We start from the raw sequence: 12,972 nt of genomic DNA, 5'->3' as shown, positions 1-12,972 counted from the left end.
ATTAACAGTTAATCAGCGTCACCGAAGTTTGTACGAACGTATCAAGTTCTTTCCAATTATAATCTACGTGAGTTGTGGTGCGCGATTTAAGGATAGCCGAAACATGAACTTTAAAATCATACTTGCCTTATTGGCTTGCTTTTTAGCTCACCCCGTGAGTGCAGAATTTATTCGAGATGGTGAATTATATCTTGGTGCAGCAGGGTATTTGTTCGACTCAGATCGCAATCTTGAGGAAGGGCTTAGCTTTGAAGCTGGGTTTGAGCGACCATTAAGTAGTGACTTATCCTGGGACCTGTGGTTTTCCATGTATAACGCTGATGGCAAAAGGGGAGGTCCTGATAGCCGGACTAAACGTTTGTCTCCAGGCGTGCTCTATCACCTGAATGAGGGTAACACCCGAGCTTTCTTATCGGCGGGCATGGGCCATCAGAAGTTTGACTTGAAAAGTAGCAGCAAAGTAAAAGAAACTGCAATTCACTTGGGCTTAGGAGTAAAGGCCTATCAGGATACCAACTATATTTTTCGTGGTGAACTGTTAGCTTTGCATGGTGCCGATCATGAGCAAACAGACTTAGGTGTCAGAATGACTTTGGGTTATTCATTTGGTCGAGAGTTTATTCGAGAGGCTCCAGAGCCTGAACCAGAGCCAATTCCGGAACCAGAGCCGGAACCGGAGCCAGAGCCCGAACCAGAACCCGAACCAATACCGGAGCCTGAGCCTGAGCCTGAGCCAGAACCAACTGATGAAGATTTAGATGGTGTATTCGATGATACTGATTTGTGCCCTGGTACAAACCCATCATTCCGTGTAGATGAAACGGGTTGTGCCGTCATGTTGACCAAGCAGGTTGCAATTACCATGGATATTAAGTTTGCAGCGAAAAGTGATGAGTTAACGCTAGAATACTACCCGGAAGTTAAGAAGATCGCAGACTTTATGAAAGAAGTCGTATCAACGACTTTGACGGTGGAGGGACACACGGATTACCAAGGCAGTCGTCGGTACAATCTGAAGCTATCTCAACGTAGAGCTGAGTCTGTTAGGCGAGTATTGGTTGACGAGTTCGGCATCGCTGAAGAGCGAGTTGCCGCAAAAGGCTTCGGTGAGGAGCAGCCGATTGCAGACAACGAGACTGAAGATGGGCGCGCTAAAAATAGGCGAGTGGTCGCAGTGCTTGAGGCTCAGGTGACCAAAGAAGCATTGCGTTAAGTCAGCTCTAGTCTTTAGAGCAATAGTATGAGGGTCTACATGGGTCGAAGTTTCGGTCTTGTAGGCCTTTTTTGTTTAATGTAGGGTCATAGCTGCTCGCTAAAGGAGTTAAGAGAAGAATTGTGAGGCGCAAATAGCGATGGAACAGTTTAATGTGGATTGCCTGGTGATCGGAGCTGGAGTTGTTGGTTTAGCAATAGCGAGGCGAATAGCTCTTGAGGGTCGGGAAGTTTTGCTCGTCGATAAAGAATCCAGCATTGGCACGCAGACTTCTTCACGCAATAGTGAAGTGATCCATGCAGGAATATATTACCCAAAAGGTTCCTTAAAAGCTCAGCTATGCGTGGCTGGGAAAGAAATGTTATATGACTATTGTGCTAAGCATCACCTTCCTTTCAAAGCTTGTGGAAAATTGATTGTTGCGACAAGTGATGATCAGATAGCTCGTCTTCAGGAAATTAAAAACCAAGCTCAACTTAATGGTGTAGACGATCTTCGCTTCATCGGTTCTGTAGAACTTAATAAGCTAGAGCAAGCGATAGTGGGTAAAGCAGCCTTATTGTCGCCTTCGACAGGCGTTTTGGATAGTCATGCCTATATGCTTCAATTGCAGGCTGATCTTGAGGCAAACGGTGGTCAGTGCGTGTTTAACTCAGAGCTCCAGATAACCGGGCAGGATGAGGGTGGAGTTGAGCTTACTCTCAATGGCGGGGAGGCTCTGATAAGAACGAAGTGCTGCATCAACTCTGCAGGTCTAAATGCTCAGCCTCTTGTTAATGATTCTCCAGCCATTTCTATTGCCGAGTTACCGAAAGCTTTCTTTGCCAAAGGAAGTTACTTTGCTTATAGCGGCGCAGCTCCTTTTGATCATTTAGTCTATCCGGTTCCTGAGCCGGGAGGTCTGGGTGTTCATCTTACGCTTGATATGCAGGGAGCTGCTAAATTTGGCCCGGATGTTGAGTGGCTGGACGTGACTGATGTTGAGCACATTGACTATAAGGTGGACCCGAAAAAACGGGAGCAGTTTTACGCAGAGGTGAGTAAATATTGGCCTGAAGTAGAGCTCGATAAAATGCATGCTGATTACTCCGGTGTCCGGCCTAAAATTGTCCCTCCCGGAAACATGGCAGCTGACTTTTCCATACAAGGGCCTGCTGATCATGGTGTAGCAGGCTTAGTAAACTTACTTGGAATTGAGTCGCCAGGTTTAACATCTTCTTTGGCTATTGCAGAGTATATTTACTCTATTCTGAAGAAAGAAAAACTATAACATTACTCTTTATGGCTATTTGCCTAGCTGGCTTTTGGTGTTCTGGCCAGACTCCAGATATCAACGCGACTCGCCCCTTTATCAAGGAGTAATTGGCTACATATTTCGCTGGTCGCTTTTGTGGTCACGACGTCATCAACTAACACAATGTGTTTGTCTTTGACTACTTGAGGGTTATCTATAGTAAAACATCCTTTGAGGTTTATTAGTCGCTGAACTTTGTTAAGACTTTTTTGGTCGGCGCTCATCTTGGATTTAACTATCAACTTTGTATTTACGGCTAACTTTTGATGTTTCCCTAACAGTACTGCTAACGATTCGGCTTGATTGAATCCGCGCTCTTTGAGTTTATCCCTGTGCAATGGAATGGGAACGATAAAGTCTGGTTGGGGAAGGTCCTTATGGTAGAGCTCTAGGTAACGACAAAACTCGAGACCTAAGCTCTTCAGCCAATATTGTTCTCCAGATGATTTAACTCTATAAATGATGCTATTGATCGGGAAGGAATAGTTGAATGGCGCCACACATGTCTTGAACGGGGGAGGACTGCTAAGGCATTCTCCACAGATAAGCTCTTTACAACTCTCGCTATTCATTGGAAGCGAGCATTGCTTGCAGAATGTAACATTCCATTCCAAGTCCGCTAAGCAAGATTTGCAAATCGCTGATTTATTTAGAGTTATGGCGTCGCATAGTAAGCAAGGGGATTGAAAAATAATATCCAGAGCATGCCAGTTGTTAACCAAAAAATGAAATTTGGTTGACAACTTTTTGGTGAAGCTTATCATTACACTCATCCTTAAGCGTTGATGTATAAAGTTGACGCATGTTTTACCATGGTTTTGCACACGAGAACATACTTATGAGCGTACGACACGATTGGACTGCTGCCGAAGTTCAGGCTTTATTCGACTTGCCGTTTAATGATTTGATGTTTAAAGCGCAAGTTGTGCATAGAGACAATTTCGATCCCAACGAAGTTCAAGTGAGTACTTTGCTGTCGATCAAGACGGGTGCTTGCCCTGAGGATTGTAAATATTGCCCGCAGAGCGGACATTACAATACTGGCCTGGAAAAAGAGCGCTTGCTACAGGTTGAAAAAGTACTAGAGAAAGCCAAAGAAGCAAAAGCAAAAGGAAGTAGTCGTTTCTGCATGGGGGCCGCTTGGAAACACCCGAGTGATAAAGACCTACCTTATGTATTAGAAATGGTTAAAGGTGTTAAAGATATGGGGCTTGAGACCTGTATGACCTTGGGTAAATTAACCCAGGATCAGGCCGACCAGCTGGGCGATGCAGGCCTGGATTATTACAACCATAATTTGGATACCTCTCCCGAATATTACGATAAGATTATTACCACTAGAAGCTATCAGGATCGACTGGATACACTGTCTCATGTTCGTGACGCAGGTATGAAAGTCTGTAGTGGCGGCATCGTTGGTATGGGTGAAAAGGCAACTGATCGTGTAGGACTTTTTGTGCAGTTAGCAAACTTGCCAGTTCATCCTGAAAGTGTCCCCATCAATATGCTGGTTAAAGTGAAGGGAACGCCACTTGAAAACGTTGACGACTTGGATAAGTTTGAATTTATTCGTTGTATTGCTGTTGCACGTATCATGATGCCTAAGAGTCATGTGCGCCTATCTGCAGGGCGGGAAGCGATGTCAGATGAGATGCAGTCAATGGCATTTATGGCTGGAGCAAACTCAATTTTCTATGGTGAGTGCCTGTTGACTACTCCTAACCCTGAGTCTCATAAAGATATGCAATTGTTCAAGCGTTTGGGCTTACGCCCTGAACAGCGCATTGAAAAGTCTGATGCCGATCAGGAAGCTCAACTAAATAAGGCGATTGACGCAGAAGCTAATAAGCATTTGTTTTACGAAGCGGCTTCCCCAGCTGGAAATGAACAATCTCAATCACTTGTTTAATTTCTGATGGTTCGCAACGAGTGGTCTGCTTAATCAAATTAGGCCACTGATCCTTTCTTCTGAGTAGATAGGTTTTGTTAGCTGTATAAGCAGTAATTGGTTTAGTGTATGTCTATTTTTGAAGACCTTTGGCAGCAAGAGATTGACGCTCTAAAAGCTAAGAGTTTATTGCGTTCTCATCGCTTGCTAAGTTCGCCTCAGCAGATTGAACCGCTTGTTGATGGTCGTAAGCTTCTTTCCTTTTGTAGTAATGACTATCTAGGTTTAGCGAATCATACTGCGCTGAAGAAAGCAGCCAAATCCTGTATCGACAGGAGTGGTGTGGGCAGTGGCGCCTCGCATCTTGTCGTTGGGCATCATCAAGAACATGAAGCCTTAGAGTGCGAACTTGCAGAGTTTACCGGGCGTGATAAAGCGCTGGTTTTTTCTAGTGGCTATATGGCCAACTTGGCAGTGGTATCTACCCTGGTAGGAAAGGGCGACATTGTGCTGCAGGATAAGCTTAACCACGCCTCGCTTATAGATGGTGGCTTATTGAGTGGAGCTCGCTTTCAACGCTACTTACACAATGACGTTTCCAGCCTTAGTTCTCATTTAGATAAGCTCTCGACACGTAGTCAGCCGGTAGGTGTGAAACAAAGCAAGGCCTTAGTCGTCAGTGACGGCATATTCAGCATGGATGGAGATATCGCACCCCTGAAAGATATTGCAGCAACCTGCACTGCGCAAGGTGCCTTATTAATGGTTGATGACGCGCATGGCTTGGGTGTTATTGGTGAACAGGGAAAAGGCTCATGTAATGTATTTGGACTTGCTCAGAAAGACGTTCCTGTGTTGATGGGTACCTTTGGCAAAGCCTTTGGTACATCAGGTGCTTTTGTTGCTGGTTCAGAGCTTCTAATCGATTACCTGACTCAAGCGGCACGCCCTTATATTTATACAACAGCTATGCCACCGGCGATTGCGGCTGCAACACGAGCTAGTCTTGATCTGATTAAAAAAGCCGATCAGAAGCGAGCACATTTATCCTCTTTGATCACTTACTTTAGGCTTGAGGCACAAGCGCTAGGTTATTGTCTTGTTGAATCAAATAGTCCTATTCAGCCTTTGATTATCGGCAGTAGTGATGATGCTATCGCACTGTCAAACTTCCTGCTTAGTCAGGGCATACTGGTAACCGCTATTCGTCCTCCTACTGTTCCTGCTAATACCTCGCGCTTACGTGTGACCTTTAGTGCTGATCATGATCTAGCCCACGTTGAGCAACTGCTCGATGCCCTCAGTATGGCGATAGATTTAGGTATTGTGACACCAGATGTCTAAGCAAACTGTGCAACATATTGTGTTAGTGAATGGCTGGTCAGCGCCGACCTCGATGTGGGAAGACTTTTTTGCAGAAGGTTTTGACGGATATTCTATTGATGTCTTGAGTCTTGCTGGTCTGACATCCTTGGATGAATGTAGTCGAGCTATTGACGACTGTGTTCAGCCAGGAACGCTTGTTGCAGCTTGGTCTCTTGGTGGTCAGCTGGCTCTTAACTATTTGTCTAACTATAGTTCTGAAAAGTTACGTAAGGGATTTGTTGAAGGCGTGGCTCTTCTTCAATCGACCCCATGTTTCGTTAATCAGGATGGTTGGCCCTATGGCGTCACAACTGAAGACTTTGATTCGTTGCAGGGCTTGGTTGAGGCTGAAGAGTGGTCGCAGCTGGTTCGTCGTTTTTCCTTTTTACTGTTATCGGGAAGTCAGTACCGACACTTGGACAAAAAGTTCCTGCATTTAGTTTATACAGTGGAGTCGCTGCCGCCAAAATCTAGTTTAGAGTTTGGTTTAGGTTTACTGAAAAGCTTGGACTTAAGACAGTGCCTGGAAAATATATCAACTCCAATGTATTGGCTTCTAGGTAGTCATGACAGTCTAATCGCTCAAGACTTGGCAATCTATATCGAGAATCAAGTTGCTGAGAGTCCGGTAGCTAACGAATGTCGCGTAAAGGTAGTTAATGACATGGGGCATTTACCCTGTGCCAGGCATGCTATGGATATTAAAAAGCACTTGTTCTCGTTTTTGGAAACTCTATGACGATTGACTCGATAGAAAAATCCCAGATAGCCCGGTCTTTTGGTCGAGCTGCTGCCAGTTATGACTCAGTAGCGCATTTTCAACGTTGGACTGCTGATAGGCTCTTGAGTAAGATTTCCTTAAACGATTGCCGTCGAATGATTGACTTGGGCTGTGGTACCGGGTATTCGTCTGATAAGTTAAAGGAGAGATTTTCTTCCGCAGAGTATATGGGCGTTGATTTGTCGGTAGATATGCTCACTTATGCGCGTTCTCAGCATGCGGCTGATGGTCAGTTTTGGCTTGCTGGCGACGCCGAAAATTTACCAATAGCGTCCAGTAGCCATGACTTGGTTTTTTCCAGTTTAGCGATTCAATGGTGTGCCGACCTCCCAAAGATGTTTGCAGAAGTACAGCGAATATTAAAACCGGGTGGCATGTTTGCATTTTCTACCCTGATTGACGGTTCCTTGTTTGAATTAAAAGAAGCGTGGCACGAAGTTGATGAACTTCAGCATGTTAATGAGTTTGGTAGCTTTCAGGAGCATAAGCGGGCCTTGGATAATATAGCGTTTGATGTTCGCACCTTTAGTCAAGAGGCTAAAGTTCTTCGATACTCTTCAGTGCGGGAGTTAACTCGTGAGCTAAAAATGTTGGGAGCGCATAACATTACGGCTCATCGACCAACGGGAATGACAGGCAAGGCCAAGCTAAGAGACTTTGTTTCAGCTTATGAGGCGAAGCGTGTAGAAGGCGGTTATTTGCCCGCAACATATCAGGTTTTGTGGGGGGTATTGGTTAAAACGTAGTTTTAGCGTAGGTCTAGTAACTTAGCCTAGAAAACTGTAGCCAATAGACTGACTCAATATTAAAGAAATATAAGGTAATAGATGATGGCGAATGTATATTTTGTCGCGGGTACCGATACAGAAGTTGGAAAGACTTTTTCCAGCTGTGCTCTGTTGGCTGCTGCAAACTCGAAAGGCTTGAGTTCGATGGCTCTAAAGCCAATCGCTGCAGGTGCTGATGAGTATAAAGATGCTAATGATAAAGTAAGCATGCGAAATGAAGATGCTGTCGCCTTGATGTCACATATGTCGGTCGATCTACCGTACAGTCAAGTTAACCCAGTATTACTCAAAGAAGCAGCTTCGCCACATATTGCTGCTGCGCTTGAAAAGCGAACGCCAAGTGCATCGCGTATTACGGGTATCTGTCGTGGAGCGCTGATGAAGAAACCGGATTTCGCACTTATCGAAGGAGCAGGGGGGTGGCGGGTACCGATTAGCCCAAGAGAAACGATGGCTGACTTGGCACGACAGTTGAACTATAAAGTTATTCTAGTTGTTGGTTTGCGTTTGGGGTGTTTGAATCATGCGATGCTAAGTGCAGAGGCAATCAGAAGAGATGGCTTGGAGATAGCTGGTTGGGTTGCGAATAGTTTGTCGAGAGAAACAATGAGCTATGAAGCTGAAAATATAGCGACTTTAAGCTCGGCTTTAGGTGCACCGCTTATTGCTCACTTACCTTTTAGCGAGAGCGGTAAGCCTGAGGAGCTTTGTAAATATGTGAATCTGGACTGTCTAGATTTGTAAGGCTTTGATCAGGCTGGTTGAAAAACATACAGATATTTGCTTAAATAACATACATAAGGAGAGCAGTGTCTGAATTGCTCGAGTAATTAGTATTAGAGTGTTCGCAGAAAATAGTCACAATATTTGCTGAATTCTTTACTTCGTATAGGTGCTTGTCATGAATGTAAATACTGTTTTACAGACCGGTATTCAAGGCTTACAGCAAGGTCAAGAGGGTATGCAGAAAGCTGCAACAGAGATTGTGAATGCGAGTACTGTAAGTAATAGCGAAGGCTCCAGTTCTAGTGTAATTGAACCAATAGTTGATTTAAAATTATATGAAAGGTCAGTTGAAGCATCGGCGCAAGTAGTCAAAACAGCTGACGAAGTTTTAGGAACCTTGCTTGATACCTTGGCTTAATACGTGAGGGCCTTAAGTTTTATTTAATAGCTGGAAGTTACCTCAATAGAGAGGTTTTGTTATGAATATATCGCCGCAAACAAATCTATCTTCGCCAGTTCATGCTGAGCAGAAGACGGTGACGTCTGAGCAAAACTCAAATAACTCCAGTTCAAAAGACTTGGCTTCGGTCAGTACCACGCCAGCGGTTAAAGTTGGCCTGTCAGTAAGTGAGAATTCCCAAGCTGCTGCCAATGCAGCCCTTCCCCAGTTATACAGCCGAATTTCATTGGCTAAGAATAACCAAGAACAACTTTATGTCGACGATGATCAACGAGCAGCGCCTTTTGAGAACGATGAGGTCGCGAGCAAGCTAATTGCTGATGAAGATGGTCGTACAGTTGGGAGTGATGACTCCGACCTTGAAGATGAGGTGCGAACTCAGAATGGCGACCAGCAGAGTGTTGAGCGAAGTTCAACAGAAAGTGCCGGTGAACGCCGTATAGAAGAGCAACAAGAAGCGATTATTGAGGAACAGATAGCGGAGCTTAGAGCAAGAGATCAGGAAGTGAGAGCACATGAGCAGGCCCATAAAGCGGTGGGCGGTCAATATGCTGGTGCCGCATCATTTACTTATCAGTCTGGCCCTGATGGAAATCGTTATGCTGTGGGAGGGGAGGTTTCAATCGATATATCGCCTATTCCCAATGACCCTCAAGCTACAATTTCAAAAATGAATACGGTCAAAGCTGCAGCGAATGCTCCTGCCGAGCCTTCTGGTCAGGATCGTGCTGTGGCAGCTCAGGCTCAAAGGGTAATAGCTCAGGCTCAAGCTGAATTGGTTGAAAAGAGAGCTCAAGAGTTAGAGCAAACACAGCTACAAGCTCAAGAGTTAGAGCAAACACAGCTACAAGCTCAAGAGAATAAAGATCGCCTTGAGAAAGAGAAAGAGCAGACCGACGCTCGAAAAGATGAACGCAGTGCTCAGGTTTTAAGTGTTCAGGAATTCGAAAGAATTGCTTCACTTGATCAAAAAACTGTTTCTGATATTGACGACCTAATCTAAAACAATAAAAAATTACAAATTCCCTTTTCTATTTCAGTGCAGTTTTTAAAAAAGCTGCTAATCTTCTGTTTTACAACTAATTTTGCCGATATGTCGTGGTTTGGTGGCGGTATTTTCCTGTCCGCTATGCGCTTTTTTTTCATATGAATTATCGGATTTTTTGTAAGGAAATCTTGACATTGGCTTTAAGCAAACGTATGTTTCAAACAGTCGTTTGATATTCAATGCTTGAAAATCGAGTAAATGCTCGAATTGAAGTGACCCACTCAACGACCTGCTATGAACGAATAGCTTAATACGGTGGGTGACCTGATTGACTGTAAGAGTCGACGTTAATAAACGAATTTTATTAGTTTTTAACAAGCGTTAAAACGTAAATAAATATATTTGAGGTTTTTAGCTATGCCAGAATACAAAGCTCCCCTACGAGAAATTAAGTTCATCATGAACGAAGTTTTGAACAGTGAACAGCACTACGCAACCATAGGAGCAGATGATGCTTCTCCAGACATGGTCGAAGCGATCATCGGCGAAGGTGCAAAGTTTTGTGAAGAAGTACTAGCTCCTCTTAACCAAGTAGGTGACCAGGAAGGTTGTACTTGGAGTGAAGATGGTGTTAAAACGCCAACAGGTTTTAAAGAAGCATATAACCAATTTGTAGAAGGCGGCTGGCCTTCAATGAACGCGCCTGTTGAGCACGGTGGACAAGGTCTACCTGAGTCCATCAACATCGCTTTGAGTGAAATGATTGGTACTGCTAACTGGTCTTGGGGTATGTATCCAGGCCTAAGCCACGGTGCACGTGCGACAATTCAAGAGCATGGTACGCCTGAGCAGCAGGAAACTTATCTAACTAAGCTGATCAGCGGTGAGTGGACGGGTACCATGTGTTTAACAGAGCCTCAGTGTGGTTCTGACCTAGGTATTTTGACTACTAAGGCTGAGCCAAATGCTGATGGTAGCTACAACATCACGGGTACGAAGATCTTCATCTCTGCCGGTGAGCACGATATGGTTGATAACATCGTTCACATTGTTCTAGCACGTCTTCCTGGCGCACCAGAAGGTACTAAGGGTATTTCTCTGTTTATCGTACCTAAGTTGTTGCCAGATGCAGACGGTAATCCAGGCGAGAAAAACAACGTTACCTGTGGTTCTATCGAGCACAAAATGGGTATCCATGGTAACGCAACTTGTGTGATGAACTTTGATGCATCAAAAGGTTGGTTGATTGGCCCAGAAAACAAGGGTCTAAACTGCATGTTCACATTCATGAACGTTGCACGTATCGGTACTTCTATTCAAGGTCTTGCTGCTGCTGAAGGTTCTTTCCAGGGTGCGCTAACTTACGCTAAAGAGCGTCTAGCTATGCGTTCTTTGACTGGTAAGAAGAACCCGGAAGGTAAAGCTGACCCAATCATTGTTCACCCAGACGTTCGCCGTATGCTTCTAACTCAGAAGTCTATCGCTGAAGGTTCTCGTGCAATGATCTACTACGCAGCGCAACAGGCTGATTTGGTAGAGCACGGTAGTGATGAAGAGAAGAAAGCAGCTGACGAGATGTTAGGCTTCTTAACGCCTATTCTTAAAGCTTTCTGTACTGAAGCTGGTTACGAGGCTGCTAACCACGGTGTTCAGGTATTCGGTGGTCACGGTTTCATCGCTGAGTGGGGTATGGAGCAGATCGTTCGTGATACGCGTATCGCACTAATTTATGAAGGTACAACTGGTATCCAGGCACTTGACTTGTTAGGCCGTAAAGTTCTAATGACGCAAGGTGCTGCACTTAAGAACTTCACTAAGTTGGTTCACACTTTCTGTAAAGAAAATGCAGATAACGAAGGTTTGGCGCAGTTCATTGAGCCGCTAACCAAGCTAAACAAAGAGTGGGGCGATATTACGATGAAGATTGGTATGAATGCCATGAAGAATCGTGATGAAGTTGGTGCAGCGTCAGTTGATTACCTAATGTACTCAGGCTATGTATGTTTAGCATACTTCTGGGCGAAGATGGTTGATGTTGCTCAGCAGAAGCTAGCAGAAGGTACAACAGAAGAAGCGTTCTACAAGACTAAGCTGCAAACTGCTCAGTTCTACTTTGATCGTATCTTGCCACGTACTTTAGCTCACGCTCAAATGATTGAAGCGGGTGCCGAGTCTATGATGGCTGTTGAAGAAGATAACTTCGCTTTCTAAGCTTGAGTTAATCTGATTCAAAAAAAAGCCCGCATTCGCGGGCTTTTTACGTTAAAATGCGCCGCATGATTTAAATGTGCGGCGTTAGGTTTTCCCGGACATAAGTAAATCACACCCGAATAGCCACAAGCAGCTCGGGGTTTTTATTGAAAAATACCTTGTAAGACAAGGTTGTTACGTGTTGGATCAACAGAGGATAGAGGGTAGTTACATGGCTGAGTATAAGGCTCCGTTAAAAGATATTCGTTTCGTGATGAATGAAGTGTTTGGTGTAGAGCAGCTTTGGGCTTCGCTTGCGGGCACAAAAGACACCATCGATATTGATACTGCTGACGCAGTATTGGAAGAAGCGGGTAAGATCACTGCATCACTAATTGCACCTTTAAGTCGTAATGGTGATGAAGAAGGTTGTAAGTGGACTGACGGTGTTGTAACGACTCCAGCGGGTTATAAAGAAGCTTATAAGACTTTTGTTGAAGGTGGTTGGTCAGGTCTTACGGGTAACCCTGAATACGAAGGAATGGGTATGCCTAAAATGGTAGGTGCTCAGTATGAAGAGATGCTTTATTCTTCTGATATCTCTTTTGGTTTATATGTATGCCTAACTTCTGGTGCAAGTTTGGCAATTGATGCACACGCCACTGAAGAGCTTAAGCAGAAGTATCTACCTAAGATGTATTCTGGCGAGTGGGCTGGTGCGATGGACTTAACTGAGCCGCATGCAGGCACAGATCTAGGTATGATCCGCACTAAAGCTGAAGACAACGGTGACGGTAGCTACGCGATCACAGGTACTAAGATCTTCATTACAGGTGGTGACCAAGATCTTTCTGAAAACGTTATTCATTTGGTCCTCGCTAAGCTTCCTGATGCGCCTGCCGGCCCTAAAGGTATTTCTCTGTTCTTGGTTCCAAGAAACAAGGTTGATGAGAACAACGTTGTTGGCGAGAACAATAATGTAACGGTTGGCTCTATCGAGCATAAAATGGGTATCAAAGCTTCTGCAACCTGTGTCATGAACTTTGACGGCGCTCAAGGCTGGTTGGTTGGTGAGATTAACCAAGGTCTAAACGCAATGTTCACAATGATGAACTACGAGCGTTTGAGTGTTGGTATTCAGGGCTTAGGTGCTGCTGAGCGTTCATACCAGAATGCTGTTGAGTATGCATTGGATCGAATTCAGGGTAGAGCGGCAACAGGCCCGGCTCAACCTGAAAAGGCTGCTGACCCACTAATCGTGCATCCTGATATTCGCCGT

General features: G+C 44.6%; 12 protein-coding genes. 11 read left to right on the top strand and 1 reads right to left on the bottom strand.

The features are described 5' to 3' along the window. Nucleotides 1-103 precede the first annotated feature (103 nt). Together A3729_RS05715 and A3729_RS05710 are read left to right on the top strand one after the other, a co-directional pair. The gene (locus tag A3729_RS05715; RefSeq protein ID WP_068507820.1) at nt 104-1,213 is read left to right on the top strand and encodes an OmpA family protein; all 1,110 of its coding nucleotides are present in this window, start codon (nt 104-106) and stop codon (nt 1,211-1,213) included. Between the two features lie 139 nt (nt 1,214-1,352). After that, on the top strand, nt 1,353-2,483 hold the full coding sequence (locus A3729_RS05710) for an NAD(P)/FAD-dependent oxidoreductase (RefSeq protein WP_068513414.1): 1,131 nt from the start codon (nt 1,353-1,355) through the stop codon (nt 2,481-2,483). 23 nt (nt 2,484-2,506) lie between these two features. On the opposite strand, the gene A3729_RS05705 is transcribed toward A3729_RS05710, so the two are convergent. Continuing rightward, entirely contained in the window at nt 2,507-3,271 is a 765-nt protein-coding gene (locus A3729_RS05705) for a ComF family protein (protein WP_082865147.1), read from the bottom strand. Between the two features lie 74 nt (nt 3,272-3,345). On the opposite strand from A3729_RS05705, the gene bioB reads away from it, so the two are divergent. The 9 genes from bioB to A3729_RS05660 form a co-directional block, all read left to right on the top strand. After that, entirely contained in the window at nt 3,346-4,416 is a 1,071-nt protein-coding gene (gene bioB / locus A3729_RS05700; RefSeq protein WP_068513447.1) for a biotin synthase BioB, read from the top strand. Between the two features lie 108 nt (nt 4,417-4,524). Then, entirely contained in the window at nt 4,525-5,739 is a 1,215-nt protein-coding gene (bioF, locus tag A3729_RS05695; protein ID WP_068553262.1) for an 8-amino-7-oxononanoate synthase, read from the top strand. Further along, entirely contained in the window at nt 5,732-6,499 is a 768-nt protein-coding gene (locus tag A3729_RS05690) for an alpha/beta fold hydrolase (RefSeq protein WP_068511407.1), read from the top strand. Before bioF ends, A3729_RS05690 begins: the two co-directional genes overlap by 8 nt. Next, nucleotides 6,496-7,287, top strand: coding sequence for a malonyl-ACP O-methyltransferase BioC (gene bioC, locus A3729_RS05685; RefSeq protein ID WP_068511408.1), 792 nt, complete (start codon nt 6,496-6,498; stop codon nt 7,285-7,287). The genes A3729_RS05690 and bioC overlap by 4 nt, the downstream gene beginning before the upstream one ends. 81 nt (nt 7,288-7,368) lie before the next feature. Beyond that, nucleotides 7,369-8,073, top strand: a complete 705-nt coding sequence (gene bioD / locus A3729_RS05680; protein WP_068509783.1) for a dethiobiotin synthase — start codon at nt 7,369-7,371, stop codon at nt 8,071-8,073. A gap of 157 nt (nt 8,074-8,230) precedes the next feature. Continuing rightward, nucleotides 8,231-8,473 (top strand): flagellar basal body rod C-terminal domain-containing protein, encoded by a 243-nt coding sequence (locus A3729_RS05675; RefSeq protein ID WP_068509785.1) that lies wholly within the window; start codon nt 8,231-8,233, stop codon nt 8,471-8,473. A 61-nt stretch (nt 8,474-8,534) separates the two neighbouring features. Next, nucleotides 8,535-9,518 carry a putative metalloprotease CJM1_0395 family protein gene (locus A3729_RS05670; protein WP_068509787.1) on the top strand — a complete coding sequence of 328 codons (984 nt, stop codon included), beginning with the start codon at nt 8,535-8,537 and terminating at the stop codon, nt 9,516-9,518. 402 nt (nt 9,519-9,920) lie between these two features. Continuing rightward, entirely contained in the window at nt 9,921-11,714 is a 1,794-nt protein-coding gene (locus A3729_RS05665; protein ID WP_068509789.1) for an acyl-CoA dehydrogenase C-terminal domain-containing protein, read from the top strand. A gap of 211 nt (nt 11,715-11,925) precedes the next feature. After that, a partial coding sequence (locus A3729_RS05660) for an acyl-CoA dehydrogenase family protein (RefSeq protein WP_197475604.1) occupies nt 11,926-12,972 on the top strand: 1,047 nt, incomplete at its 3' end.

This window comes from Oleiphilus sp. HI0043, assembly GCF_001634935.1.
This window is presented reverse-complemented; position numbering and strand designations above follow the sequence as displayed.